This window comes from Embleya sp. L77 (genome assembly GCF_055557415.1).
The window spans coordinates 307,810-334,131 of record NZ_CM145709.1 but is presented as its reverse complement, the minus strand read 5'-3'; the positions used below and the strand labels follow the sequence as shown (position 1 = coordinate 334,131).

The window sequence follows — 26,322 nt, the reverse complement described above, 5'->3', positions numbered from 1 at the left end:
GTTCGTGACCCGGCCGAACACGACGGGCGCCGTCCGCTACGGGAGCAGCGGGCGGCGCCGTCATGCTGTCGGAGGGACCGGCTCGGCGCGGAATGGATCACGAGTCGGTGAAGGACGCCCGTTCGGGGGGTTCGGGAGCGTAGCCTCCGCGGCATCCGACTGTGGGGAGTCCCGTGAGTAATCAACCGCCGCAGCGGCGTCGACGGATCGGCAACCGTGTCGTGGGGGCATGTGTTGCCATCGTCCTGGTGATCGGCGCCGCCGTGTTCGTGGCAAGTCTGGTGCAGGGAAAGGGAGACGGCGAAGCGGCGGGTCCGGCCGCGGCCGGGCGGCCGGACTCCTCGCCGGCCGATGGGAGCCGCTCGCCCACCGATGCCAGGTTCGTCGCCGAGCTCGGCCGCTCCGCACCGCAACTCGTGGACGGGAAGGCCGACTTGGGCGTCCTGTTGAGCATGGCCAACGTGGCCTGCGGGTGGGTGCAGATGGGCAAGGACCGGGAAGAGATCGCCAGCCGCATCATGGGCGTCACCTACACCCACGACGAGGCCCTGGCCATCACCAACGCCGCCATGACCGGCTACTGCCCGAACGGAGGGCGCAAGTAGGGACGTGGGCCGGCGGGCGGAATGTGGGTGCGGCGTGCAAGGGTGACTGGTTCAAGATCGTGGATCGGGACCAGGGGTGCGACGTGGGTGGCGTTGACGAGGGCGTGTACGTGCTGCGGAATGTGCACAGCGGGCTGGTCCTCGAAGTCGAGGGCGGGCGGACCCACAGTGGGGCCAATGTGTGGCAGGGCGTGGAGGACGGTACGAGCGCGCAGCACTGGCGGATCACCGCCGTGCACGCGGGCGGTGCGGTGTACCACGTGGAGCACGTGACCAGTGGGAAGCGGCTGGACGTGACCGGGGCCTCGGAGGAGAACGGGGCCAACGTGCAGCTGTGGCGGGCGAACAATTTCGGTGCGCAGGAGTGGATCCTGGAGCAGCACGCCGACGCGCCGGGCCGGGTCACGCTGGTCAACTATGTCAGCGGGTTGCTCCTGGAGGTGGCGGACGGCAGCACCGAGCCCGGCGGCAACGTGCGGCAGTGGGAGGACACCGACCGCGCCTCGCAGTGGTGGGCGCTCGAACCGCGCTGACCGTCCCGTCCGGGCCGACTGGGGCGCGGTGACCGTGCCGTCCGGGGCGGCTCGGGCGCGCTGACCGTGCCGTCCGGGCCGGGTGACCGTGTCGTGCGAGGCGGGTCGGGTCGCCGCGGGCCTGCCTGGCAGTGGTGGGGGCCTCGAACCGCGGTGACGGTACCGCCCGGGGTGTGACGGCCCTGCCGTGCGAACCGCGCCTGCTGTGGCGGGCGGAGACGGGATGGCCGCCGCCGGCCCGGCTCGCGTTGCGACTATGCGGCGGCGACCACGTGGGTGCGTGCGAGTGCCGGGGTGACCGGGCGCGGGCGGGCAGCGGGGCGGACGAAGACGAACAGGCGCAGCACCACGAACCGGCCGATCCCGGCCAGGCCGGACGCGCCCAGGTAGACGCCCTGTTCGACCAGGACGCCCGCGCCCGGCGCCGCCGCGTGCAGGCCGAGCACCGCGGCCGTGGTGAACAGGTAGGCGACCAGCGCGCTGAGCGCCGACTGGCCGTGGGCGCGCAATCCGGCACGCCCGCCGCCGAAGGTGAACCGGCTGTGCAGCTCGGTGGCGGCCACCGTGGAGACCACGGTCACGAACGCGTTGGCGACCGCGATCGGCATCGTGCCGGAGAGCACGACCAGCGCGCCCGAGGAGGCGATCCCGGTGCCGCCACCGAAGACCACGAACCGCGCGAACGCGGCGATCGAACCGGACTTCCCGGCCCTGCCGCCGGCTGCGTTGGTGTTCTTCCCCGTGGTCTTCATGTCCTTCAGCCTAGAAACGAATGAGGCCAGAGACGTTCCTGATTCACCCGGTGCGCGCGAGGTGTTCGGTAAAAACACGGTGGTTCGCCGAAACCCCTCTCCCGCTTGGCCTCCGGGCACTCCGTCCCTCGCTTCGGGACGGCCGTGCCGACCCCCAGCCTGCTGGAAGACCGGCGTCCGGCGCACCCGATTTTCGCCCGCGTGACGTGTCCGCACGGAACGGTTGTGGGGTCGCCCCGGGCCGGTTCGCTCGGGGGCCGTCCGCTCCGCCTGCTCCGTCCGATGCCCGGTTCGGTCCAGCTGTGTCCCAGCTGTGTCGCGCCGTGTCGCGCTGCACTCCGCTTTGCCTCGCACCGTGCGCCGCGCACCACTCGATCCGTTTCCTTCGCGACCCGGGCGCGGGCATGCGACGACCCCGGTCGTCGCGTCGGGACGCGGGGACCGGGGTCGGGCGAGCGCGGTGTTTCCTCGGCGGCTGCGCCCCCACCAAGTTCCGCCGGACGGAGCCTAGTTCGCCGAGGTGAAGACCAGGGCGGCGTTGTGGCCGCCGAAGCCGAAGGCGTTGGCGACGGCGACGTTCAGGGGGCCCACCCGGGGCTCCTTGGCGACCACGTCGAGGTCGATGTCCGGGTCCTGGGAGTCCAGGTTGAGGGTGGCCGGGATGACGCCGTCGCGCAGGGCCGACACCGCCGCGACCGCGGCGATCGCGCCGGCCGCGCCGCACAGGTGGCCCAACATCGACTTGATCGCGGTGACCGCCGCGTGCGTACCGATCGCCTCGGTGATCGAGGCGGCCTCCAGTGCGTCGCCCCCCGGCGTCGAGGTCGCATGTGCCTGGATGTGGTCCACGTCCGCGGCGGCGACGCCCGCTTCGGCCATCGCCATCCGCAACGCCCGGACCTGGCCCGGACCGTACCCGGCGGTGATGTGGTTGGCGTCCGAGGTGACCCCCGCGCCGGCCAGGTACGCGTGTACGGAGGCGCCGCGTGCCGCCGCGAAGTCGGCCCGCTCCAGGACCAGCAGCGCGGCCCCCTCGCTCATCACGAAGCCGTTCCGCCCGGCGTCGAACGGACGCGATGCCGCGGCCGGGTCGCCCTCGTAGGTGGACAGCGCGCGGGCCTGCGCGAAGCCCGCGATCGGCAGGGCGCCTATCGTCGCCTCCGCGCCACCCGCGATCACCACGTCGGCGCGGCCGAGCCGGATCAGGTCCAGGGCGTACGCGATCGCCTCCGAGCCCGACGCGCACGCGCTGACCGGGGTGTAGGCGCCGGCCCGGGCGCCGAACTCCATGCTGACCTGCGCGGCCGGCCCGTTGGGCATCAGCATCGGCACGGTGTGCGGGGACACCCGGCGCACGCCGGACGCGGCCAGCACGTCGTGCTGCGCGAGCATCGTCATCGCACCACCCATGCCGGTGCCCACCACCACGGCGAACCGTTCCGGCTCGACCGTCGGCGCGCCCGCGTTCTCCCACGCCTCGCGCGCCGCCACGAGTGCGGCCTGCTGACATCGGTCCAGCCGCCGCGCCCGGACCCGGTCGAGCACCGTCTCGGGGCAGACCCGCATCCGTCCGGCGATCCGCACCGGCAGGTCGGCCGCCCACGCGTCGGCCAGGGCTTCGATTCCCGACTCGCCCGCGAGGAGGGCCGCCCACGTGGACGGTACGTCCCCGCCCAACGGCGTGGTCGCACCCATCCCCGTCACCACCACATCGGTCTTGCCGAGCGTCATAAAACGCACCCCAGCTCTGTCGAAGCATTGTGGAAACACGACACGGGTGGCCCACGCGCGCTCGCGTATGGGCCACTTGATCCGCAACGCTGTCAGGGAAAAGTCGGCGGGCGGGTATCGACACCGATAAAGAGGACGTCCTATTACTTGTGGAGTCCCGACAACCGACCGGTAACCGGCTCAGCCCCGCAAATACGTCAAAACGGCCAATACCCGCCGATGATCGTCGGCCGCGGGCGGCAGATCCAGCTTGGTCAGGATGCTCGCGATGTGCTTGGACACCGCCGCCTCGCTGACCACCAGAGCCCGGGCCACGGCCGCGTTGGAGCGCCCTTCGGCCATCAGCGCGAGCACCTCGCGCTCGCGCGGCGTCACCCTGGCCGGCGGGTGGCGCCGCCGGGCCGGCAACTGGCGGATCACCTCGGGATCGACCACCATGCCGCCGCCGGCGACCCGCTCCAGTGTGGCCATGAATTCGGTCACATCGCCGATGCGATCCTTGAGCAGATAGCCCGTACCCGCCCCGTTGCGGGCATCCAGCAACTCGTCCGCGAACGTCTGTTCGATGTACTGGCTCAGCACCAATACCGCCAGGTCCGGGCGCGTCCGCTGGAGCTCGCGGATCGCCCGCAGACCCTCGTCGGTGAAGTCCGGCGGCATCCGGACATCGGCGATCAGCACATCGGGGGCGTGCGCGTGCATCGCCTCCACCAGCGAGGGGCCGTCGCCCACCGCCGCCGGTACCTCGTGCAACCGCTCCAGCAGGCCCACCAGACCTTCGCGCAACAACACCGAATCCTCCGCGATCACCACCCTCAACCGCCGCACGGTATCTCCACTCGCACCAGGGTCGGCCCGCCGATCGGGCTCGACAAAAACATCCGACCGTCCACCGCCGCGACCCGGTCGGCCAACCCCGTCAAGCCCGAACCGGCAGCCGGGTCCGCGCCGCCGCGCCCGTCGTCGGCGACCTCCAGAACCAGCACCCCGTCCCGGATCCGCCCATCCACCCGGCAGCGCTCGGCGCCGCCGTGCCGGGCCGCGTTCGCAAGCGCCTCGCATACCGCGAAGTGCGCCGCCACCTCCACCGACGCGGGCAGCCGCGACACCTGCACGTCGGTGTCCACCGGCACCGGCGAACGCCCCGCCACGTCCCGAATCGCGGCGGGCAATCGGCGCCGCTCGAACGGTCCCGCCACCGCGACCAGGACGGCCAACACCAGACCCGCGCAGAGCACCGCCGCGACCGGCCCGACCCGATCCCAGGACGCGGCGATCCCACCCGCCGCGACGCCGCCGGCGACCCCGGGCACGCCGCCCGCGAGCAGATATGCGATCGAGCGCCACGGCCAAGCCGAGGACAGGAAACCCACCGGGCACGAGGTCAGCGCCTCCAATACGTTGCGAGGAATCACCGCTCGACCGTAGCCGGCACCCGAACCGCTGTCGGTAGTGCCAGGTGGAGTGTTCGAACCAGACCTGGCACCAATGCGCCGACCCCCACCCGGCGACTTGACTCGACGCCGTGACGAACCAACCCGGCGCCGCGCCGCGCCACCGCGCAGAGCCGTCCCGCCGACATTCGCCCTCCGGTGCTGTGCCGTGCGACCGCGCGGGCCTGTCCGAACGCTCGCCCGGTGTCGTGCCGTGCGACCGCGCGGGCCTGTCCGAACATTCGCCCTCCGGTGCCGTGCCGTGCGACCGCGGACCCGTCCGAACAGTCACCCGGCGCCGTGCCGCGCGACCGCCCGGACCTGTCCGAACGCTCGCCCTGTGCAGTGCCGGGCGATCGCGTTCGCCGCCTGGCTGCGGCGCGCGGCGGTGGTGTCGCGGTGCGGCTGCGCGATGTCACCCGCGTATTCCCCACCGGCGGCGAGCCGGTCACCGCGCTCGACGGGGTCGATCTCGACATCGCCGTGGGCACGATGACCGCCGTGATGGGCGCCTCCGGCTCCGGCAAGTCCACCCTGCTCCAGTGCGCCTCGGGCCTGGACCGACCCACCTCCGGCCTGGTCAGGATCGCCGATACGGTCACCCGCGACCTGGACGAGCGTGCGCTGGCCCGGCTGCGCCGTGAGCACATCGCGTTCGTCTTCCAGACCCTCAACCTCGTCTCCGCGCTCACCGCGGAGCAGAACGTCGCGCTTCCGCTGCGACTGGCCGGCCGGCGCGCCGACCCGGTGGCGGTGGCCGAGGCGTTGGCCGCCGTGGGGCTGGCCGATCGTGCCCGGCATCGGCCCGACCGACTGTCCGGCGGTCAGCGGCAGCGCGTGGCGATCGCTCGAGCCCTGATCACCCGGCCCGAGGTCCTGTTCGCCGACGAGCCGACCGGGGCGCTGGCCAGCACCGCGTCGCGCACCGTGCTCGGCCTGCTGCGAGCGCTGGTCGACGAGTACGGCCACAGCGTGGTCATGGTCACCCACGACCCGGCCGCCGCGTCCTGGGCCGATCGGGTCGTGCTGCTCGCCGACGGCCGCGTGGTCGACGAACTCCCACACCGGGCCGACCCGCAGACGATCGCCGCCCGGGCGGCTGCGGCCGAGGGGCAGGCGTGAACACCCTGGCCACGCTGCGCGAACGCGGCACCGCCGTACTGGGGTCGCTGCTCGCACTGGTCGTGGGCACGGCGATCCTCACCGCGAGCGCGCTGATCCTGCTCACCGGCGATACACCCGCGCCCGAGCGCTACGCCGGCACCCCCGTCCTGCTGCAGAGCACGCACGGTGCACACCGGGACGGCGCGTTCGCCGAGCCCGCGCCGTGGTCGCCCGAGCGCACCGCACGGCTCGTGCGCGAACTGGCCGCGATCCCGGGAGTGCGGGCGGTGGTCGCGGACCGATCCTTCTACGCGCAGGCCGTGTCGGACGGGCAACCGGTGGGCGGGTCGGACCGGGACGAGTGGGTGGGCCACGGGTGGTCCGGTTCGACACTCGCGCCTGCTCCGCTGGTCGCCGGGCACGCCCCGCAACGCGCCGACGAGATCGCCGTGGACGCCGGACTCGGGCTGCACCCGGGCGAGTCGGTCACGGCGTTGACCGCGAGCGGGCCCGCCGCGTACACCGTCAGCGGCACGGTGCGCGGGTCCGGCTACTACGTCACGGACGAGCGGGCCGAGGCATTGGCCCCCGGCGTGCGGGTGCTCGGCCTGCACCTGGCCGACGGCGCCGACCCGCGAGTGGTGGCCGCCGCGGCGCGCTCCCTGGCGTCCGCCGACGCGCGCGTGCTCACCGGCGCCGACCGGCGCGATCTGGCGCCGGCCGTGGATCGACGCACGTCGTGGATCGGTGCCCAGGTGATCACCGTGTCGGCCGTGCTCGCGGGCTTCGTCACGATTCTGGTGGTCGCGGCCACCTTCGCCTTCGGCGTGCTCACCCGGCGCCGCGAACTCGCCCTGCTGCGCGCCATCGGCGCCGATCCCGGTCAGGTGCGCCGCGCGTTGTACGCCGAGGCGCTGGTGTTGGGCGCCCTCGGGTCGGCCGCCGGCGTGCTGATCGGCGTGCTCGGCGCACCCGCGGCGGCCGCCGCGCTGGTGGACGCCGGCTTCGAACCGGCCGGATTCGCGATCCGGATCCCCGCCCGGATACCGCCCGCGACGTTCGTGGCGGGCGTGGGCACCGCGCTGATCGCCGTGTGGTCGGCGTCCCGGCGAGCCGGTCGGATCGATCCGCTCGAGGCGCTGCGCGAGGCGACCGTCGACGAGCGGCCGATCTGTGCGGCGGCATTATGGGCGACTTCGTTCCGCTTAGGCCGGCCTTTCGGGAAATTGCCGAAAAGCCGGCGAACCGTGGCGACCATGGGCATTTGCGACCCCGTCCCCCGACCTCGATCACAGGGAGACCGCCATGGCCTGGTACCCCGGAGCCACCAAGCGCGAGCTGGAGCCGGAATCCGACGCGCAGCCCGCCATCCGCCCGACCCAGTTGATCCTGCACTCGATCGCGGCGCCCTGGTCCGGGGAGCGGATGTACGAGTACTGGCGCGACTCGACCAACCTCGAATCGCACTTCGGCTGTGCGTACGACGGCGAGCTGTGGCAGTACATCGGCACCGAGACCCGGGCCGACGCCAATGCCTCGGCGAACCGGCGATCCGACGGCACCGGCGCGGTCAGTTGCGAGAGTGCCAGCAACCTGGAGCACACCGACCCGTGGACCGACGCCCAGGTGGCCAGCCTGATCCGGCTCGGTGTGTGGATGCACGAGCGGCACGGCCTGCCGCTGCGGGTGTGCCGGGCCTGGGACGACCCCGGCTACGGCTACCACCGGCTGTTCGCCAAGTGGTCCATCGACGGCACGGCGTGCCCCGGCGACGCGCGCGTGCAGCAGTTCCACGACCTGGTCTTCCCGGGCATCGTGGCCGGAGCCGGCGGCACACCACCCGTGGACATCCCGGCCCCGCGCCCCGCCGTCGACCTGGCCGAACTGGTGGCCGCCGCCCGGTCCGACCCGGGCCGCGAGGGTACGCCGGTCACCTACGTGGGCACCCGCATGGTCGAGAACGCCCTGGTCGCCGAGGGCCTGCTCGCCCGCCACCTGGCCGACGGCCACTACGGCACCGCGACCCTGAAGGCATACGCCGAATGGCAGCGCCGACTGGGCTACAACGGCTCGGACGCGGACGGCATCCCGGGCCGTCGGTCACTGACCCGGCTGGGCGCCAAACACGGCTTCACGGTCGCGTGAGCGGGCCGGGCGCGGGCCTCACCAGCCTCGGTGGGTGTGGGATCGTCACACGCCTCGGCCGGTGTACGGGTTTCACCCGCGTCGGTCGATGCTCGGGTCTCACCGGCTTTGGTCGATGCTCGGGTCTTACCCGCGTCGGTCCATGCGTGGGTCTCAGATGCTTCGGTCGGTGGCCACGAGGAGGGCGGTGACGATCGCCATCAGTGACCACACCAGCCACGTCCAGGCCATCGCGTCGTATACCGCGCTGTACAAACCCAGGATGGTCAGCAGCACGAGGGTGCAGACCACCATGCCCCGACTCTGTGGACCGTACGTACGGATCATCGTCGCCTCCACCTCGGAGCCCGGGAACAACCGGTACCCGGCACGGTAGCGCAGCAGCTCACGACACGGACAGAGCGTGGCGGTCGGCAGCCGCGTGGCGCGGCGGTTCGGTGCGACGGGTTCGGGTGGACCGGCAGCCGGCCGGGTGCGCGGGGGTCACGGCATCCCCGCGCACCGTGCCGCCCGTTTCACAACACCAGCAGGTCGAAGAGCCGGTCCAGGTCGGCCGCCGGGTTCGCGGTCAACCCGCCGTGCACCGGACCGGGCTGCACGATCGTGCTGCGCGGCGCGGTCAGCCAGCGAAACCGCCGGCCGACCGGCTCGGCGCCGGGCGCGCCGGCCGCTTCGCTCCCCGCACACACGAGTTCCCACGCCGCGAGCACCGCGCGCGCCTGGGTGACGTCGGCGTCCGGGTCGAGCGCGCACAGCCTGGACTGTTCGACGTGGGTGCGCGCGCCCAGGAAGCCGAACGCCTGGCTGTACAGCGCGACACCGACGTTCAGGCACTCGCCGCGCTCTACGCGCGGCACCAGGCGGATGATCGAGTACTCGAAGAACTCCCGCTGCGCGATCATCGTCATCACTTGAGCCAATCCGGGCGGTTCGACGGTTGTGCCGCACCCTGCCGCGCGACCGTCTCGGGCGCGATGTCCGGGAGCCATGCGCGCGGCGCGGCGGCCCGGGCGAGCAGGTGCACGATGTACGCCTCGCGCAGCGCGTCGGGGCTGTCCAGGCCCAACGCGCGCTCGGCGTCACCCGACTCCAGCCACTCGTCCGGGACCAGCGCGAGTACCTCGGTGAGCAACTCGCGGGTGATCCGGGGAGCCAGTTCGGCGTCCGCCTTGAGCAGGCCCGGACCGCCGAGCGCGGCCAGCACGTGGTCGCCGGCGTCGAACGCACGCGTCGCGGCGGACTTGGCGGCCTGCCACGCGTGGTGGAACCACAGCGCGGCGCCGTGGTCGATCAGCCACAGCCGGCCGTGCCACACCAGCAGGTTCGGATTGCGCCAGGAACGGTCCACGTTCGAGCTGAACGCGTCCAGCCACAACACGCGTGCGGCCAGTTCGGCGTCCGGCTCCCACGTGGCGGGGGTGAAGTCGGCCGAGCCCGGCAGGAAGTCCATCCCCAGGTTCAGCCCGGCACTGGCCCGGACCAACTCCTGGACCTCCTGGTCCGGCTCGCCGCGCACGATCACCGGATCCACCTCGACCCGCACCAGGGCGGGCACCGGCAACCCGAGCCGGCGGGCCAGTTCGCCCACCACGACCTCTGCGACCAGCACCTTGGCGCCTTGCCCGGCACTGCGGAACTTCACGACATAGGTGCCCAGATCGTCGGCCTCGACGAGACCGGGCAACGAACCGCCCTCACGCATCGGCGTGACATAACGAATGGCATGGACCAGGGGAAGCATTCCCGAACAATGCCACGGGCTGCATGGGGAAAAACACTCGGGCTGGTTGGGGGGGCTTGGGTGGGGTGGAGGTGGTGCGGGGCGGGGTGGAGGTGGTGTGGGGTGGGGTGGGGCGGAGGTGAGGGTGGGAGTTGGGGGAGTCGTGGATGTGGAGGTGGGGGTGCCAGCGTGGGGGTGCCGGCGTGGTGGTGCCGAGATGGGGTTGGCGGCGCCGGGATGGGGGGTGGCCGGAATCGCACGTGCAGCGAGTGGGAGCGGCCGGAGTTGCACGGGCAGCGTTGCTGCTTGTTGGGCGCCTTCGGCGCCGGCTCGCTGCGGCTTTGCGGCTCTGCGGCTCTGTGCGCTGTGCGCGTCGATTACGGGGGGCGGGCTGGGGCGGGGCGCCGAGGGGTGGGGGAGGGGGCGTTCGCGCCACGGTCGTGGGTGGCGGGTTTGCTCGGGTGGGTCGGGGGTGCGGCGAGATGGGCGGGCCGGGGTCGGGGGTGCGGGGAAGGAGGGGCGGGCTGGGGTCGGGGGCGTGCCGGAGTCGTGGGCGCGGCGAAGGGGGGCCGGGGTTGGGGTGTGGTGAAGCGGGCGTGCCGGGGTCGGGGGTGCGGCGGAGCGGGTGTGTCAGAGTCGGGGGCGTGGCGAAGCAAGCCGGCCGGGGTCGAGGGTGCGGCGGAGCGGGTGCGCCGGGGTCGGGGCGCAACGTTGCTGCTTGTTGGGCGACTTCGTCGCCGGCTCGCGAGGCGCCACTGCGGGTGCGCCAGAGTCGGGGGCGTGGCGGAGCAGGCCCGCCAGAGTCGAGGACGCGGCGAAGCAAGCCCGCCAGAGTCGGGGGCGCAGCGATGCAAGCCAGCCAGAGTCGAGAGCGCAGCGATGCAAGCCCGCCAGAGTCGGGGGCGCGGCGTTGCTTCTTGTTGGGCGCCTTCGGCGCCGGCTCGCGAGGCACCACTTTTTTCTCTCCCCCGCTTCGCTCCTCCGAGAAAAAAGTGGCCCCTCGCTCGTGACTTCGTGTCCCTGCGCTTCGCTCCGGGTCACGAAGTCTTGGTTTTGCGGCTCCGCCGCTCTCCGCGCTTCGCGCGTCGATCACTGGGGCGGGCTGGGTCGGGGGCGCTGACGCGCCGGGGGGGTGGGGGGTCGGGGAGAGGGGGGTCGTGGGGGCGGCGGGGTGGGATGCCCGAGTCGGGAGGGTGGCGTTGCCCGGTTTTGGTGAGCCGCTTCGGGTGCCGATTCGTGGCGGGCCCGGGGCCGCCGAGTTCGGCCGCGGTTCGGCGCCCCGACCCACGCGTCTCGGCCGCCGACCCGCGAACCCGCCCCCCACCCGACGCCCACCCCGCCACGTCGGCGTCCCCGACTTCGGCCCGCAACGAGGGCTCCCCTCCCCGACCCCGGTCCGTCGCGCGGGCCACACGCGCGACCCCGGCCCACCACCCCACCCCCGGCGCGTCAGCGCCCCCGACCCGGGCCACCCACAGTGATCGACGCGCGAAGCGCGGAGAGCGGCGGAGCCGCAAATTGTGGACGGTGTGGCCCGGAGCGAAGCGGAGGGACACACCGTCCCGAGCGAGGGGCCGCTTTTTCTTGGAGGAGCGAAGCGGAGGAAAGAAAAAGTGGTGCCTCGCGAGCCGGCGCCGAAGGCGCCCAACAAGCAGCAACGTTGCGCCCGCGACTCTGGCCGCCTTCGGGTTCGCTGTGCTTGCGAATGGGGCTGCCCGGCTCGCTGCGCTTGCGACTCCCGTCACCCCCGGCTCCCTGCGCGACTCCGGCTGACCCGGCTCGCTGCGCTCGCGACTGGGGCTGCCAGACTCGCTGCGCTTGCGGGTTGGGTGGCCTGACTTGCTGTGCTTCCAACTCGGGCCGCCCTCGGGCTCGTTGCGCTTGCGACCCGGGTTGGCCTGGCGGCTCAGTGTGCTTACGGCTCGGGCCGCTCCTGGGTTGCCATGCTCGCGACCCGGGTTGACCTGGTTCGCCGTGCCCGCGACCCGGGTTGGCCTGGTTTGTTGTGCTTGCGACTCCGGCCGCTCTTGGGCTCGCTGTGCTTGCGACTGGGGCTGCCAGGCTCGCTGCGCTTGCGACTCCGGTCACTCTCGGGCTCGCTGCGCTCGCGATCTGGGGCCGCCAGACTCGCTGCGCTTGCGGGTTGGGTGGCCTGACTTGCCGTGCTTCCCACTCGGGCCGCCCTGGGCTCGCTGCGCTTGCGAGCTGGGTTGGCGTGGCGGCTCAGTGGGCTTGCGACTCGGGCTGCTCCTGGGTTGCCGTGCCCGCGACACAGGTTGAGCTGATTCGCCGTGTACGCGACCCGGGTTGGCCTGTTTGTTGTGCTTGCGACTCCGGCTCGCCAGGGTTCGCTGTGCTTGCGGCTTTGGCCGCCCTTCGGCTCGCTGTGCTTGCGACTGGGGCTGCCGGGTTTGCTGTGCTTGCGACCGGGGCGGCCAGGCTCGCTGTGCTTGCGACTCCGGTCACTCTCGGGCTCCCTGTGTTTGCGACCGGGGCTGCCAGGCTCGCTGCGCTTGCGGGTTGGGTTGGCCTGGCTTGCTGTGCTTCCAACTCGGGTCGCCCCGGGCTCGCTGCGCTTGCGACTCGGGCCGCTCCTGGTTCGCCGTGTACGCGACCCGGGTTGGCCTGGTTTGTTGTGCTTGCGACTCCGGTTCGCCAGGGCTCGCTGCGCTTGCGGCTTTGGCTGCTCTCGGTTTGTTGCGTTTGCGACTCGGCCGGCTGGACTTGGTTTGCTTGCGGCTTCGGTCGCCCCGGGTTCGTTGCGCTCGTGGCTTCCGTGGCCGCCGGCGGCTCGCTCGCTCCCGGCTCGGCGACGCCGCGGCTCCGGTCACTCGCTGCTTTCGGCTCCGGCGATCGGGGTTTGGTTTGGTGGTTCCGCGGTTCGGCCCCCTCGATGGGTGCTCGGGGCGGGGTGGGGGTGCAGGGCGTGCGGTGGGGGTGCGGCACGCCGCCGTCGGTTGGTTGTGGACCTGACGTGACAATGGGGGTACCCGGATCCGACCGGATCCCCGTCTCCCTGGACGTGACACGCGTGAGTTCGCCGGAATCCACCTCGGCGCCGATCGGCGACCTGTTCATGCGGCTGGCCAAGCGCATCCGGGTGCGCGCCGGACGTGAACTCGCCCCGCTGGGGCTGACCCCGGCGCAGGCGCATGCGATGAAGGTGCTCGCGCACGCCGGCGAGCCGTTGCGGATGGCCGATCTGGCGGCGCGGTTGGAGATCGTGCCGCGGTCGGCGACCACCGTCGTGGACGACCTGGCCGCGCGGGACCTGGTCCGGCGCAGCACCTCCGAGTCGGACCGGCGCTCGACACTGGTCGAGTTGACCGAGCTGGGGCGGGCCGAGCTGCGTCGGATCCGGGCGATCCGGCAAGGTGCGGGTGCGGCCGTCTTCGATCGGCTGGGTGAGGCGGATCGGGCCGAGCTGTTGCGGCTGTTGCAGTTGGTGGACCGGGAGTTGGTGGATCGGGAGTTGGTGGATCGGGAGGCTTCGGATCGGGAGGCTTCGGGTTCGGAAGGGTCAGGCCCGGTGGGGTCGGGCTCGGAGGGGGCGGGGCGGCGCGGGCGTTCTTGGCCGCCGCAGGGAGTGGGGTAGGCGGCCGGTCGGTGTGGGTTTACGCCGACAGCGATTCCGCCCAGAGCGTGAGGTGCTTCCCGTGATCGCCGGCGGTGGGCAGAGTCGAGGCCATGAGAATTCTGATTCTGGGTGGTAGCGCTTTCGTCGGCCGCGCCGTCACCGACGCCGCGTCGGCCAGGGGCTGGGACGTGACCGTGTTCAATCGCGGGCGGCACGAACTCCCGGTCGGCGTAAGGTCGTTGGTTGGTGACCGGACCGCCGAGGGCGGCCTGGCCGCGCTTGCCGACGGCGAGTGGGACGTGGTCCTGGACACCTGGAGTGCCGCGCCGCGCGTGGTCCGCGACTCGGCCGACCTGTTGGCAGGTCGGGTCGAGCGGTACGTCTACATTTCCAGTTGCTCGGTGTACGCCTACCCGACGCCCGCCGGGTTGGGCGAGGAGGCCCCGCTGGTCGAGGCCTCGCCCGACGACGGTGACGACGTGGCCTATGCCAGGGCCAAGCGTGGCGCCGAGATCGCCGTCGAGCAGGCGTTCGGCGACCGGTACGTGCACGCGCGCGCCGGTCTGATCCTGGGCCCGCGCGAGAACATCGGCCGCCTTCCGTGGTGGCTCAACCGGATCGCCCGCGGCGGCCCGGTCCCGGCTCCGGGGCCGCGCGAGGCGCAGATCCAGTACATCGACGCCCGCGACCTGGCCGAGTGGACCCTGGACGCGGCCGAGGCGGGTCGTAGCGGCGCCTACAACCTGATCGGCCCGACCGGCCACACCACACTGGGCGAACTGCTCGACTTGTGCGTCCGGGTCACCGGTTCGGACGCCGAACTGCGCTGGCTCGACCCCGACACGATCCTGGCCGCGGGCGTCGAACCCTGGCTCGAACTGCCGATCTGGCTTCCGGCCGGCGAACTCTACGACAGCATCCACTGCCGGGATGTGCGCAAGGCATCGGGCGCCGGCCTGCACGTGCGCCCGGTCGAGGAGACCGTCGCCGACACCTGGACCTGGCTCCGCTCGGTGAACGGCATCGTGCCCCAACGGCCCGACCGCCCGGTGGTGGGGCTGCCGGCGGAGAAGGAGGCGACGTTGATGGGGGGCTGAGGGGCGGTTGTTCGGAATGGGGGTGGGGGCACCGGTGCGGGCGCGGGGGAGGGGTGTGGCGGGGTGAGGGCGGAGGCGGAGCGGGCAGGGCGTGGGTGGGGGTGGGGGAAGGGGTGCTGCGGGGGACGCGGAGGGCGGAGTAGCGCACCTGGGTCGCGGAGGTGACGGTGCGGCGTGCCGGAGTCGGGGGTGCGGCGTTGCTGCTTGTTGGGCGCCTTCGGCGCCGGCTCGCGAGGCACCACTTTTTTCTCTCCCCCGCTTCGCTCCTCCGAGAAAAAAGTGGCCCCTCGCTCGTGACTTCGTGTCCCTCCGCTTCGCTCCGGGCCACGAAGTCTTGGTTTTGCGGCTCCGCCGCTCTCCGCGCTGCGCGCGTCGATCACTGTGGGCGGCCTGCCTCGGGGGCGCTGACGCGCCTGGGGGTGGGCGGGGTGCGTCCGGTTCGGCTGGTCGGGTGGGTTGAGGGTTCGGGGTGGGTCGGGGGAGCGTCGTGGGGGTGCGGGAGGGGTGGGCGGTGAGGGGTGGTTGGCCTGGTTGGTCCTCGTCGGTCCGCTTGGCTTAGCGGCTTTGAGTGGTTTCGGGGTGGGGGCGGGGTCAGTGGGGGGCGGGTGGGGGGAAGGAGTGGTCGAGAAAAGTGGTCCAGGCTGATTGCACTCGTTGCCGGTGGGCCGTGGTGGTGCCGGCCAAGTGGTCGAGGAGGAGGCCGCGGAGGACGGCGAGGACCAGGGTCGGCGGGACGGGATGGTCGGCCAGGACGCGCCGGAGCGGGGGAAGCCAGTCGTCGAGGGACTTGTCGGCGAAGTCGGACCAGGGGCCGTCCGGGCCGTCGAAGGAGCGGACGTAGCCGTCGAAGAACAGCCGCAGTGCGCCTCGGCGTTCGGGGGAGATCAACCAGGTCCACAGCAGGTCGAGGGTCTCCCGGGCGGTGCCGGGGTGGCCGTCGGCACGTTCGACGAGGGCGAGTTGTTCGGCGCGGCCGACGTCCAGAATCTCCCGGATCAGCCCCTCCTTGGCGCCGAACAGGTAGAGCAGTACGCGCGGGCTGGAGCCGATCGCCTGGGCCAGCGGGCGCAGCGAGAGTTCGGCCAACCCGTGTTCGGCGACGTAGGCGACGCTCGCCGCGAGCAGCTCGTCGCGGCGGGCGGAGGTGGGGGGTTTCGCGTCGGCGGTCATCCGCATATCCTCTACTGAAACGACTGTTTCAGTGAAGGGTATCGAGACCATGATCTCGACGCCGAGTCCCGGCCCCACCTCCAGCCCCAGCCCCAGTCCAAGCGCCGTGACCGTGCGCGACGCGACCCGTCCCGGCGACCTGGGTGCACTCGCGGCGCTGCACGGCGTGCTGTACAGCCGCGAATACGGCATGGACACCACGATGGAGGCGGGCGTCGCCGCGGGCATGGCCGAACTCGCGCTGGCCCGGGCCCGGGAGGGGCACGACGGACCCGGGCGGATGTGGGTCGCCGAGGACGCGGAACGGGTGCTCGGCGGCATCGGGATCACCCGCGAGGAGGACGGGTGGATGCGGCTGCGCTGGGTGATCCTGGATCCGGCCGCACGCGGTCGCGGCGTGGGCGGTGCGTTGCTCGACACCGCACTGGCCGAGGCTCGTCGGCGCGACGCGGTCGGCGTGTACCTGTGGACGATCGCGGGCCTGAGCGCTTCCAGGCACCTGTACGACCGGGCCGGATTCACCCTGACCGAGGAACACCCGGCCCGCGCCTGGGGGATCGACGCCGTGGAGCAGCGTTTCGACCTGAAGTGGTGAACGGTGGTGAAGGGTGGTGAATGGTGGTGAATGGTGGTCAACGAACGACTCGAGGGCGTGCGCAACCCGAAGTGGGTGAACGACCCGACGCTGTGCGCGCCACCGACCCGGGATTGCTCCGGGATCGGCGCCTTCGGCTCCTTCGGCGCCCTCCGTTCGTTGGGCTCCTGCGACTCCCTCGGTCCTGCGACTCGCTCGGTTCCTGCGGCTCCTGCGACTCGCTCGGCCCCTTCGGTCCCGGTCCCTGCGGCTCGCTCGGCCCCTTCGGTCCCTGCGGTTCCTTCGCCTCCCTCGGTTCCTTCGGCGACCTCGACTTCCTCGACTCTCTCGGTTCCTTCGGTTACCGGTCAGCCGACGAAGGTCACGTCCGTGTCGCGCAGGTGATCGGGGTCGGACAGCAGGTCGATGCCGACGATCCGGCCGTCCACGACGGTGAAGCCGAAGATCACCCGGGGCTCGCCGCCCGGTGCCCAGACGGCGCCGAAGATGCCGTCGACGAGCGCGGGCCGGGCGGCCTGGGCCCGGCCGGTGAAGGTCTCCGCGACCGCCATCGCGCCGCGGACGTCGTCCGTCGCGCCCGCCAGGATCGCGGCCCGGTCGGCGCGTACCACCACGTCCGGGTCGAGCAGGGCCAGTAGCGCCTGGAAATCGCCGGCGCGTGACGCGGCGAGGAAGGCGTCGACCACCTCGCGCTGCCGGATGGGGTCCACGTCCGGGTCGCCCGGCGAACCCTGGACCCGGCGCCGGGCCCGGCTGGCCAACTGCCGGGTGGCGGTGGGTGTACGGTCCACGATCGGCGCGATCTCGTCGAAGGGCAGCGCGAACATGTCGTGCAACACGAAGGCGAGGCGTTCGGCGGGCGCGAGCGTCTCCAGCACGACCAGCAGCGCGAGGCCGACCGAATCGGCCAGGACCGCCTCGTGCTCGGGATCGGTGCCCTCGCCGGGCGTGACCACCGGGTCCGGGACGTGTGCGTCCAACGGGTCCTCGCGACGGGTCCGGCGCGAGCGCAGCATGTTCAACGACACCCGGGCGACCGCCGTGGTCAGCCAGCCGGCGAGGTTGTCGATCTCGCTCACGTCGGTGCGACTGAGCCGGATCCAGGTCTCCTGGACCGCGTCGTCCGCCTCGCTCAGCGAGCCGAGCATGCGATACGCCACCGTCCGCAGCCGCGGTCGGTGCTCCTCGAAGCGGCCCGCCAGGAACTCGTTCTCGTCCATCGGTCTCACATTCGCGTCGTGTCGTGTCACAGCCTTGACCGACGAAACCCGATGGATGTGACCGAACCGGCGATCACGCGGACGACCGACGAACACGCGCGGCGGACCCGACCCGTCGCAACGTCCCGATCCGCCGCAACGTCTCGACCCGGCAGACGGCAGTCGGCGACGGCCGACCATGATCGACCACGGCCCGCCCCGCCCCGCCCGGCTCAGCGCAGCGGCAGCGTCACCCACACCGTCTTGCCGCCGGTCGCGTCCGGCTGGATCCCCGCGTACCCGCCGGCCTCCGCGACCAGGGCCTTGACGATCAGCAGGCCGCGTCCGCTGTCGTCGTCGACCGTCTCCAACAGCGCCTTGGGACAGAACGGATGTCGATCGTGCACCCCCACCTGCACGCCACCGTCGTCGGTGCCGCACACGGTGACGCCGATGGCCGGGGTCAACACCCCCGCGTGCCGGACCGCGTTGGTCACCAACTCGGACACGACCAGACGCAGCGTGTCCACGAGATCGCCGTGGGCCGGCATGCCCCACTCGACGGCGATCGCGACCACCTTGCGCCGGGCCGCGGACACCTCCGCCTCATGCGGCGGCAGATCGAACCGACACACCGGATGAGCGTCGTTGAGCACGGTCATACCGCGCCTCCCGAGCCGGTGGCGGTCACGCGATGGACGGACACGGCACCGTGACGGTGCCCGGTGTGACTCATGATGTCCCCGATGGCGGGTGTACGGATCTTCCGAGGGAATTCCATCGGAGCGTACCGATTCCGACGCCCGGCGCGTCCAGTTTGCGACACTTCCACACTCCGCTCGGCGGGGCGTTCGGGGGCGTGCGCGCGTGAAATGCCCTGGCGAGCGCGCCGTTCGTGCACCGCGTGCGCCAGGGGCGACCGGCCCGGGTCCACTCGTACGCGTGACACCCCCCCGCGCGTCCATCCCGGGCCCGCCGCCGCGACGGCCCTGGGGGTTCGGCGCGGGGCGGACGCCGGGTGCGCCCGCCGCTACACCGTGGCGGGATGTACGTCCGATCCCTCCAGGTGCGGTCGGACCAGGACCTTGACGTGCTCGTCCGGCCGGCCCAGCGTGTCGATCGCGGCGGCCACCCCGCCGAAGCCCACCTGACCGGTGACCAGCGCCGCCGCGTCCACGCTGCCGGCGGCGATCCGGGCCAGCGTCTTCGGGTACTCCTCGGGCGGATAGGTCAGACACATCTTGACCGTGAGGTCCTTGTAGATGCCCACCACGGGTCGGAACGTGTCCTCGGTCATGCACACTCCGATCAGCAGCACCGTGGCGCCCCGCGGCGCGGCGTAGGTGATGCGATCGAACATGCCGGCCCTGCCCGAGCACTCGAAGACGGTCAGCGGTTGTCCCGGCTCGGCGATCTCGCGCCACGCGACGAACGGGTCCTGCTCGCCCGGGTCGACCACGACGTGGGCGCCGAACGCGCGGGCGAGTTCGCGGCGGCGCGGCGAGGGTTCGGAGACCACCACCGGCGCCACACCGCGCTCGATCAGGCCGGCGATCGCGCCCAGGCCGATCGGCCCGGCACCGATCACGATCGCCGCACCGCCCTTCTCCGCACCGGAGCGGGCCACGTTGCCGAAGCCGACCGCGAGCGGCTCGGTCAGCGCGGCGATGTGCGCCGGTACGTGGGAGGGCACCTTGACCAGCGCCGCGGCCTGCATCACCATGCGCTCGCCGAAGCCGCCGGGGAAGACGTTGGAGAAGCCGATGGTGCGCAGCACGCCGCCGCCGTCCAGCGCCCAGGGCAGGCCGACCACCACCTCGCCCTCCTCGAAGCCGGTCACACCCGGGCCGGGCCGCACCACCCGCGCGGACAACTCGTGACCCATCACCAGATCGGCGTCCGGGTCGAAGACGAACGAGGGTGTGTCGGAGTCGATGGACGCCTGTAGGAATTCGGCCGTGTGCTTGTACGCGGACAGGTCCGAACCGCAGATGCCGCAGGCCACCGTCTCCACGAGGACCTGCCCCTCGCCGGGTTCGGGTGCCGCGATGTCCTCGACCGTGAACGTGCCGCCGCGCAGTACCGCTGCTCGCATGATGGGCAATCTCCCTGTCGGGTCGACCGGTTCGACTGGTTCGAATGGTTCGCCGGTCACCGGATCAATCACGGGTCACCGGGTCACGGGTCACCGGTCGACGAACGAACGTGTGTCGGTTGGGTTCAGGAGGTGGCGGGCGGCGTCATCGCGGCGACGACCGCCTGACGCAGCGCGCCGATGAAGCGCTCGCTGTTGTCGTTCGCCCAGGCCATCGAAGCCTGCCGTGGGCGGTTGGCGCCGGTGAAGTGCGGGACCACGTACTCGGCGAACAGTTCGTAGCTGCGCCGCTTGTCCGCGGGCCGGGCGATCGGCAGGTCGAGCAGGAGCAGCGTGCCGAAGCCGCCGGACCGTTCGGCCATCGCGGTGATGCGTTCGATCGCCTGCGCGGGCGTGCCGATCATCGCCACGCCGAAGGTCGGGAATCCCTCGCCGGTCCACTGCGCCACGGCCTCCTCGGCCGTCGCGCCCCAGGGCATGGTCATCCCGGACAGCCCCTGGATGTAATCGACCAGGTGGTGCACGCCGTACTCGGCCTGCTCGCGCGCGGCTTCGGTGGTCTCGGCCAGGTGCATCGGCACGACCAGGCGCCAGCGCTCGCGGTCGGCGACGTGGCCGTGTTCGGCGCAAGTCTTGGCGTACACGTCCCAGTTCGTGGCCAGCGCGGCGAAGCCGGACGGGTCGGCGGCGGCGAGCGAGAGCAGGCCCATGCCGTGGGTTCCGGCCTGTACCGATCCGGACGGGGAGACGGTGGACGCGCATACGGTCTCGATGCCGGCGCGCGTGTACGGGCCCAGGTGCAGTCGGGCCTGGTCCAGGGTGAACCAGTCGGTCCGCATGGTCACCGTCTCGCCGCGCAGCAGCGGGACGATCGCGGCCAGCGCCTCGGCCATCATGCTGCGCTGGCGCATCGGGTCGATGCCCATCATGAAGGCGTCCGAGGCCAGTTGGCCGGGCCCGGAGCCGAACATCACCCGGCCGCGCGACTGCAGGTCGAGCTGCACGATGCGGTCGGCCAGGACCAGCGGGTGGTGGTACGGCAGCGAGTTGACGCCGGTGCCGAGCCGGATCCGGCCGGTGCGTTCGGCGGCGGCGGCGATGAACACCTCGGGCGAGGCGATCGTCTCGTATCCGGCCGAGTGGTGCTCGCCGATCCACGCCTCCTCGAAGCCGAGCGCGTCCAGGTGTTCGACCAGGTCGAGGTCCCGGCGCAGTTGCAGCGCGGGGTTGCCGTCGATGCCGTGGTAGGGGGCGATGAAGGCGCCGAAGCGGGTCGGCGGGGCGGCATCGGACACGGCGGCATCGGACACGAGCGAGACCTTTCGTAGGACACAAGAACCTGCTTGGATGAGTTATGTCCTACATGGAGGATGACGAGGAAACAAGGGGTACGCCCGCCGGCCGCACCGGACCGCGCACTCGGCGTACCGCCGCCGGTGGCCCGAGCGCCCGCACGCTGTTGTTGACCGTGCTGGGCGAGTACGTGCGCTGGCCCGGACACGACGGGGTGTGGTCGCCGACGGCCGTGGCGGCACTCGACGCGCTGGGGGTCCCGGAGGCGGCGACCCGGCGGGCGATCACCAGGCTGATCGCGGAGGGGTGGTTGGTGGCTCGCGCCGAGGGGCGGTACACCCGGCTGACCCTCGCGCCGTCGCTGTATCGGTTGCTGGCCGGGTGGACCGAGCGGCTCTCCCGGGCGACCCGGGAGACGCCCTGGTCGGGGCAGTGGCAACAACTGCTGTTCCGCCCGCCGGCGGCGTTGCGCGAGGCGCGTGCGGTGGTCGAGGAGCAGCTCGCCTTCGAGGGCTTCGGCGATCTGGGTCGGGGCGTGTGGATCGCGGCGGATCCGGGCGGGGTGGGCGTGCTGCGGGCGCTGATCGCCGAGCGTGGCCTGACCGGATACGCGACCTGGATGACGTCGAGCGTGAGCGACCCGGAGCGGGAACGGGCCCTGGTCGAACAGGCCTGGGACCCGGCCGCGATCCGGGTGGTCCTGGAGTCCTTCGTCGATCGGTTCACCGGGGCCCGGGCGAACACCGACGCGGAGGCGTTCGAGCTGCGTACCCGGCTGGTGCACGCGTGGCGGCTGACCTTCGAATGCGACCCCCGGCTGCCTGCGGCACTGCTGCCGGCGGATTGGCCGGGGGCGGCGGCGAGCGACCTGTTCGTGGCCACGTGGCGCGAGATCCACGAACCGGCGCAGCGATGGTGGGCACAGTTGGACCGAGACCCGAGGACGGCCTGACCGAACCGCAGGACCACCCCGCGGGTGGGCGCGGGCCGGCGAGTCGGCGGGCGGGCGGGCCGAGGACGTTGCGTGTGACGGCGTGCCTCGCGTTTCCTGCCACCCGTCGCGCGCGTCTGCCGCCCGCCGGTTTGCGCTGCCTACTGCCCGCGGCTCGCCGCCTGCTGTCCCGCCGGCCGGTTTGCGCCGCCCGCCCGCCATCCGGGGTTCGCCGCGTGTTGTGCCCGTCCCGCGCTGCCTGTTGCTTCCCGCTCCCCGGGGTCCGCGGTCCACCGCGCGTCGCCCGCCGCCCGTCCCGCTGCCGCCCGCTCGCCCCGTCGCCCGCACACCGCTCCTCACCCACTGCCTCCCGCGCCCGCCGCGCCCCACGCCCCCGCGCGCCGCCGCCCTCTCGCATCACCCCCTGCTGTCTCTCGCGCAGCCACCCCATGCCCCTTCCCGCGCCGCTGCCCCTCTGCCGCCGTCGCCCCGACCCGCCCCGCGTGGTTCGGCGGCCGTCCGGGCGATCGGGGTCGGGGTGGGCGTGGCGTGGTTGCGTGGTGATACCCCCTGCCCCTATCTTCTTCTCATGCTCGTATGAAGAGCTGTTCAGACGTTACGATGTCCGAGTCGAGACGACGGTGGGTGGGGACGTGGACGCGAAAGTGGAGGTGGCCCGGTGGCGCAGCCGGTGAACGCGGACCTGGTGGACTCGGTGCGATCACGGTTGCCCGACGGTCCGCACCTGGCCGAGACCGCGGACGTGTTCGCGCTCCTGGGCGACCCCGGTCGGCTCACCCTGCTGGTTGCGCTCCTGGAGGGCGAACTGTGCGTCCGCGACCTGGCCGCCGCGTGCGGGCAGGGCGAGTCGGCGGTCTCGCACCAGTTGCGGCTGCTGCGCGCACACCAGGTGGTGACGGTGCGCCGGGCGGGCCGATTGGCCTACTACCGCCTCGCGGACGCGCATGTACGTCTGCTCCTGGACGTGGCGCTCGCGCACATCGGCCACGCCCCCGCCACCGATCACACCGGCTGCGCGAACGACCTTCCCGGAGGGACTTCATGACCACCCGCGACCACGACCACGGCCCGGACGCGCCCGGGTCCCCGGCGCCGACCCGAGAGCCGCACGGGGCCCACGGCAGTCACGACGGGCACGGCAGTCACGACGGGCACGGCAGTCACGACGGGCACGACCACGGGGGAGCCGGGCACGCAGGTCACTCGCACGGTGTCGCCGCGGACGCGGATCGGCGCTACCTGACCGCCGCGCTCGTGCTGATCGGCGCGTTCATCGTGGTCGAGGTCACGGTCGGCATCCTGGCGAGCTCGCTCGCGCTGATCACCGACGCCGGCCACATGGTCACCGACGCGTTCGCGATCGGCCTCGCGCTGGTGGCGATGCGGCTCGCGGCCCGACCCGCGCGTGGGCGCTGGACGTACGGATTCAAGCGCGCGGAGATCCTGTCCGCGCAGATCAACGGCATCACATTCCTGGTCCTGGCGGTGTGGTTCACCTACGAGGCGGTCCGGCGGCTGATCTCGCCGCCCGACGTCGAGGGCTCGCTGGTGATCGTCACCGCCGCGGTCGGCATCGTGATCAACGTGCTCGCGGCCTGGCTGATCTCGCGTGCCAACCGCTCCAGTCTCAATGTCGAGGGCGCCTACCAGCACATCCTCAACGACCTGTGGGCGTTCATCGCCACCCTGATCTCCGGTGTCGTGGTGCTGACCACCGGTTTCGCCCGGGCGGACGCGATCGCCTCGCTGATCGTGGCGGCGCTGATGCTCAAGTCCGGTATCGCGCTGGTCCGCGAGTCGTGGCGGATCTTCCTGGAGGCGGCCCCCGCCGGCATCGAGCCGGACACGGTCGGGGCGGACCTGGCCTCGGTCGAGGGTGTCACCGAGGTCCACGACCTGCACATCTGGACCATCACGTCCGGCTTCCCGGCGCTGTCCGCCCACGTTCTGGTCGAGCCCGGGGACGATTGCCACCGGGTGCGCGACCGGCTCCAGGAGCGGCTGCGCGAACGGTACGCGATCACCCACACGACGCTTCAGGTCGACCACGCCGACCCGGCGGTGCTGGCGATCGGCGCGACCCGCGGGCACTGCGAGGACCCGCACGGGACGGTACACACGCCCTGACGGGTGGTGAACGGCCGAGGAGCCCGCATACCGCTCGGCGGCGGTATGCGGGCTCCTCGGCTCGGGCGATGTTCTCGGCTCGGGTTCTCCTCAGTTCGAGGCGGCAGCCCGGACCGTGCGCAGGCGCTCGGAGCGCAGCTGCTCGTGCCAGTGGTCGCCCAGCGGGGTCAGCGGCACGCCGGTGGCCCAGGTGAGCAGCAGGTCGGCGAGCGCCGGGTTGCGCGACATCACCGGACCGTGCATGTACGTGCCGATCACCCGACCCGCGTAGGCGCCCTCGGTGCCGTCGCCGGTCCCGTTGCCGTTGCCGTGGGTGACCCGCGCCAGCGGCTTGGCGCCGGGGCCCACGTGGGTGACGCCCTGGTGGTTCTCGAACCCGGAGAGCACGGGCAGGCCGAGCGCGGGGTCGACCTCGGCCAGCACCTCGCCGACGCAGCGCTTCCCGGGCGCGCCCCGGCCGGAGCGGACGTCCAGCAGACCCAGGCCCGCCTCGGGCTGGTCGAGGTCGTCGATGAACTCGTTGCCGATGATCTGATAGCCCGCGCACACCGCGAGCAGCGCGGCGCCGGCACCGACCGCGGTGGCCAGCCCCGGGTCGCGGCGCAGGCGCTCGGCGGCCAGCCGCTGCGGCCGGTCCTCACCGCCGCCGATCAGGTAGATGTCCCCGGAGGTGGGGACGGGCTGGTCGGAGCGTACGTCCACGCGCTCGACCTCGATGCCGCGCATCAGCGCGCGACGCTCCACGATCAGTGCGTTGCCCTGGTCGCCGTATGTGCTGAGCAGGTCCGGGTAGATCCAGACCAGGCGCAGCCTGCTCTCACCGATCATGCCTGTGCCGCTTCCTTGATCGTCTTGCGCAGCTGTTGGAACGCCGTGTAGTTGGCGATGACCTCGATCTGGCCGGGCGGTGCCGCCGCGACCGCCTGGCCGAGCGTCTCGCAGACCTGGAACTGCAGGCCCGCGACCTCCAACCGGACGGCCAGGTCGAGTCGGCGCTGGCCCAGCACGAACAGCGGGCGGCCGGCGAGCTGGGTGAAGTCCACGTCCCAGATCCACGAGGTGTCCTTGCCGTCCGCGTCGAGCGCGTTGACGGACAGGATCACCGGGGTGGGCGGCGGGTCGATCAGCGAGAACGTCTCGACCCAGCCGGCCGGGTTCTTCGCCAGGAGCAGCCGCAGCTTGCGGCCCATGTAGTCGACCACGTCATAGCGGCCGGCGACGGCGGTGACGTGCTTCATCCGCTCCAGCGCCGCCTCCACGGGCACGCCGAACAAGGACGCGACGGCCGCGGCGGTGACCGCGTTGGCGCGGTTGGCCCGGCCCGGCAGCTGAAGGTGCAGCGGCCACACCCGCCCGTCCGGATCGACCATGCGGTCGCCGGCGAGCGACCAGGTGGGCGAGGGGCGACGGAAGTCGCACTGCGAACAGAACCAGTCGTCGCCCGGACGCTGCATCACGCCACCGCACTGCGGGCAGGACCAGGAGTCCTCCTGCCAGGTCTGCCCGGCGGCGACCCACAACACGTCCTTGCTGGAGGACGCGGCCCACACGATCAGCGGGTCGTCCGCGTTGGCGACCACGATCGCGTCGCGCCCGCGCAGACCCTCGCGCCACTTCTCGGCGAGCATCCGGGTCTCCGCGGCACGGTCGAGCTGGTCCCGGGAGAGGTTGAGCAGCGCGATGGCGACCGGGTCGGAGTCCCGGGCGACGCCCGCGAGGTACTTCTCGTCCACCTCGATCACGCCGTACCGGGCCTCGTTGCCCGCACCCGCGAGGGCGGAGGTGATTCCCGCCGGCATGTTCGCGCCCAGCGCGTTGGACACCACGGGACCCGCGGCGCGCATCGCCTCGGCGACCAGACGTGTGGTGGTGGTCTTGCCGTTGGTCCCGGAGATCAGCACCACCTGCAGCCCCACCGACAACTGCGCGAGCAGGTCCGGGGCGAGCCGCAGCGCGAGCTTGCCGCCGATGACCGAACCGCTGCCCTTGCCGGCGCGTCGCGAGATGGCCGCGGTCACCCGACTCGCGGTGATCGCCAATTTGGAACGCGGCGGCAACGCCTCGGAGGAGCGCTGCGGCGCACCCCCCTGGCCGGGAACGCTATTGCCTGACATCGAAGAAGGTTCCTCCAAGCGACGGCCCCGACCGGCGGTGGCCCATGACCGGTTGTACCGGCCGCCACCCTATAGGCGTG

At 72.3% G+C, this 26,322-nt stretch carries 23 protein-coding genes and 2 pseudogenes; 11 read left to right on the top strand and 14 right to left on the bottom strand.

The window, feature by feature from the left end:
• Nucleotides 1-173: 173 nt before the first annotated feature.
• Together ACZOOI_RS01245 and ACZOOI_RS01240 are read left to right on the top strand one after the other, a co-directional pair.
• Nucleotides 174-605, top strand: a complete 432-nt coding sequence (locus tag ACZOOI_RS01245; protein WP_465278965.1) for a DUF732 domain-containing protein — start codon at nucleotides 174-176, stop codon at nucleotides 603-605.
• Between the two features lie 83 nt (nucleotides 606-688).
• Nucleotides 689-1,138, top strand: coding sequence for an RICIN domain-containing protein (locus ACZOOI_RS01240; RefSeq protein ID WP_465278964.1), 450 nt, complete (start codon nucleotides 689-691; stop codon nucleotides 1,136-1,138).
• 254 nt (nucleotides 1,139-1,392) lie between these two features.
• Here the strand turns inward: ACZOOI_RS01240 and ACZOOI_RS01235 are convergent, their stop codons facing one another.
• From ACZOOI_RS01235 to ACZOOI_RS01220, 4 genes and pseudogenes are all read right to left on the bottom strand, one after another.
• Entirely contained in the window at nucleotides 1,393-1,890 is a 498-nt protein-coding gene (locus ACZOOI_RS01235; RefSeq protein ID WP_465278963.1) for a GtrA domain-containing protein, read from the bottom strand.
• 507 nt (nucleotides 1,891-2,397) lie between these two features.
• Nucleotides 2,398-3,621 carry a beta-ketoacyl-[acyl-carrier-protein] synthase family protein gene (locus ACZOOI_RS01230; protein ID WP_465278962.1) on the bottom strand — a complete coding sequence of 408 codons (1,224 nt, stop codon included), beginning with the start codon at nucleotides 3,619-3,621 and terminating at the stop codon, nucleotides 2,398-2,400.
• Nucleotides 3,622-3,801: 180 nt separating this feature from the next.
• Nucleotides 3,802-4,431: a response regulator gene (locus tag ACZOOI_RS01225; RefSeq protein WP_465281326.1), complete on the bottom strand. Its 630-nt coding sequence runs from the start codon at nucleotides 4,429-4,431 to the stop codon at nucleotides 3,802-3,804.
• 5 nt (nucleotides 4,432-4,436) lie between these two features.
• A pseudogene (locus tag ACZOOI_RS01220) lies at nucleotides 4,437-4,793 on the bottom strand (sensor histidine kinase); the annotation flags it as partial.
• A 660-nt stretch (nucleotides 4,794-5,453) separates the two neighbouring features.
• Between ACZOOI_RS01220 and ACZOOI_RS01215 the strand changes: the two are divergent.
• From ACZOOI_RS01215 to ACZOOI_RS01205, 3 genes and pseudogenes are all read left to right on the top strand, one after another.
• Entirely contained in the window at nucleotides 5,454-6,176 is a 723-nt protein-coding gene (locus ACZOOI_RS01215) for an ABC transporter ATP-binding protein (protein WP_465278961.1), read from the top strand.
• Nucleotides 6,173-7,228 (top strand): annotated as a pseudogene (locus ACZOOI_RS01210) (ABC transporter permease); the annotation flags it as partial. The gene ACZOOI_RS01215 and the pseudogene ACZOOI_RS01210, both read left to right, overlap by 4 nt.
• Before the next feature lie 235 nt (nucleotides 7,229-7,463).
• Nucleotides 7,464-8,303, top strand: a complete 840-nt coding sequence (locus ACZOOI_RS01205; RefSeq protein ID WP_465278960.1) for an N-acetylmuramoyl-L-alanine amidase — start codon at nucleotides 7,464-7,466, stop codon at nucleotides 8,301-8,303.
• Between the two features lie 153 nt (nucleotides 8,304-8,456).
• On the opposite strand, the gene ACZOOI_RS01200 is transcribed toward ACZOOI_RS01205, so the two are convergent.
• From ACZOOI_RS01200 to ACZOOI_RS01190, 3 genes are all read right to left on the bottom strand, one after another.
• A complete protein-coding gene (locus ACZOOI_RS01200) occupies nucleotides 8,457-8,630 on the bottom strand; it encodes a hypothetical protein (RefSeq protein WP_465278959.1) in 174 nt (57 codons plus the stop codon).
• Nucleotides 8,631-8,818: 188 nt separating this feature from the next.
• On the bottom strand, nucleotides 8,819-9,211 hold the full coding sequence (locus ACZOOI_RS01195) for a DUF3037 domain-containing protein (protein WP_391585934.1): 393 nt from the start codon (nucleotides 9,209-9,211) through the stop codon (nucleotides 8,819-8,821).
• Complete coding sequence (locus ACZOOI_RS01190; RefSeq protein ID WP_465278958.1) at nucleotides 9,211-10,044, bottom strand: HipA family kinase; 834 nt, start codon at nucleotides 10,042-10,044, stop codon at nucleotides 9,211-9,213. The genes ACZOOI_RS01195 and ACZOOI_RS01190 overlap by 1 nt, the downstream gene beginning before the upstream one ends.
• A gap of 3,010 nt (nucleotides 10,045-13,054) precedes the next feature.
• Between ACZOOI_RS01190 and ACZOOI_RS01185 the strand changes: the two genes are divergently transcribed.
• Together ACZOOI_RS01185 and ACZOOI_RS01180 are read left to right on the top strand one after the other, a co-directional pair.
• Nucleotides 13,055-13,618, top strand: a complete 564-nt coding sequence (locus tag ACZOOI_RS01185; RefSeq protein WP_465278957.1) for a MarR family winged helix-turn-helix transcriptional regulator — start codon at nucleotides 13,055-13,057, stop codon at nucleotides 13,616-13,618.
• A 92-nt stretch (nucleotides 13,619-13,710) separates the two neighbouring features.
• Nucleotides 13,711-14,697: an SDR family oxidoreductase gene (locus tag ACZOOI_RS01180; protein ID WP_465278956.1), complete on the top strand. Its 987-nt coding sequence runs from the start codon at nucleotides 13,711-13,713 to the stop codon at nucleotides 14,695-14,697.
• Between the two features lie 591 nt (nucleotides 14,698-15,288).
• Here the strand turns inward: ACZOOI_RS01180 and ACZOOI_RS01175 are convergent.
• Nucleotides 15,289-15,867 (bottom strand): TetR/AcrR family transcriptional regulator, encoded by a 579-nt coding sequence (locus ACZOOI_RS01175; RefSeq protein ID WP_465278955.1) that lies wholly within the window; start codon nucleotides 15,865-15,867, stop codon nucleotides 15,289-15,291.
• A gap of 49 nt (nucleotides 15,868-15,916) precedes the next feature.
• On the opposite strand from ACZOOI_RS01175, the gene ACZOOI_RS01170 reads away from it, so the two are divergent.
• The gene (locus ACZOOI_RS01170) at nucleotides 15,917-16,462 is read left to right on the top strand and encodes a GNAT family N-acetyltransferase (protein ID WP_465278954.1); all 546 of its coding nucleotides are present in this window, start codon (nucleotides 15,917-15,919) and stop codon (nucleotides 16,460-16,462) included.
• Between the two features lie 347 nt (nucleotides 16,463-16,809).
• On the opposite strand, the gene ACZOOI_RS01165 is transcribed toward ACZOOI_RS01170, so the two are convergent.
• From ACZOOI_RS01165 to ACZOOI_RS01150, 4 genes are all read right to left on the bottom strand, one after another.
• Nucleotides 16,810-17,682 carry a sigma-70 family RNA polymerase sigma factor gene (locus tag ACZOOI_RS01165; protein ID WP_465278953.1) on the bottom strand — a complete coding sequence of 291 codons (873 nt, stop codon included), beginning with the start codon at nucleotides 17,680-17,682 and terminating at the stop codon, nucleotides 16,810-16,812.
• Nucleotides 17,683-17,894: 212 nt separating this feature from the next.
• The gene (locus ACZOOI_RS01160) at nucleotides 17,895-18,323 is read right to left on the bottom strand and encodes an ATP-binding protein (RefSeq protein WP_391585925.1); all 429 of its coding nucleotides are present in this window, start codon (nucleotides 18,321-18,323) and stop codon (nucleotides 17,895-17,897) included.
• Nucleotides 18,324-18,691: 368 nt separating this feature from the next.
• On the bottom strand, nucleotides 18,692-19,756 hold the full coding sequence (locus ACZOOI_RS01155) for a zinc-binding dehydrogenase (protein WP_465278952.1): 1,065 nt from the start codon (nucleotides 19,754-19,756) through the stop codon (nucleotides 18,692-18,694).
• Nucleotides 19,757-19,881: 125 nt separating this feature from the next.
• On the bottom strand, nucleotides 19,882-21,051 hold the full coding sequence (locus ACZOOI_RS01150) for an LLM class flavin-dependent oxidoreductase (protein ID WP_465278951.1): 1,170 nt from the start codon (nucleotides 21,049-21,051) through the stop codon (nucleotides 19,882-19,884).
• A gap of 59 nt (nucleotides 21,052-21,110) precedes the next feature.
• On the opposite strand from ACZOOI_RS01150, the gene ACZOOI_RS01145 reads away from it, so the two are divergent.
• The 3 genes from ACZOOI_RS01145 to ACZOOI_RS01135 all read left to right on the top strand — a co-directional run bounded on the left by ACZOOI_RS01145 (nucleotide 21,111) and on the right by ACZOOI_RS01135 (nucleotide 24,128).
• Nucleotides 21,111-22,001 carry a PaaX family transcriptional regulator gene (locus tag ACZOOI_RS01145; RefSeq protein ID WP_465278950.1) on the top strand — a complete coding sequence of 297 codons (891 nt, stop codon included), beginning with the start codon at nucleotides 21,111-21,113 and terminating at the stop codon, nucleotides 21,999-22,001.
• Nucleotides 22,002-22,659: 658 nt separating this feature from the next.
• Nucleotides 22,660-23,046 (top strand): ArsR/SmtB family transcription factor, encoded by a 387-nt coding sequence (locus ACZOOI_RS01140; RefSeq protein WP_391585921.1) that lies wholly within the window; start codon nucleotides 22,660-22,662, stop codon nucleotides 23,044-23,046.
• On the top strand, nucleotides 23,043-24,128 hold the full coding sequence (locus ACZOOI_RS01135) for a cation diffusion facilitator family transporter (protein ID WP_465278949.1): 1,086 nt from the start codon (nucleotides 23,043-23,045) through the stop codon (nucleotides 24,126-24,128). Before ACZOOI_RS01140 ends, ACZOOI_RS01135 begins: the two co-directional genes overlap by 4 nt.
• Before the next feature lie 90 nt (nucleotides 24,129-24,218).
• Here the strand turns inward: ACZOOI_RS01135 and ACZOOI_RS01130 are convergent, their stop codons facing one another.
• Nucleotides 24,219-24,953, bottom strand: a complete 735-nt coding sequence (locus ACZOOI_RS01130; protein WP_355535707.1) for a type 1 glutamine amidotransferase — start codon at nucleotides 24,951-24,953, stop codon at nucleotides 24,219-24,221.
• Nucleotides 24,953-26,242: a MurT ligase domain-containing protein gene (locus ACZOOI_RS01125; protein WP_465278948.1), complete on the bottom strand. Its 1,290-nt coding sequence runs from the start codon at nucleotides 26,240-26,242 to the stop codon at nucleotides 24,953-24,955. Before ACZOOI_RS01125 ends, ACZOOI_RS01130 begins: the two co-directional genes overlap by 1 nt.
• Nucleotides 26,243-26,322: the final 80 nt, after the last annotated feature.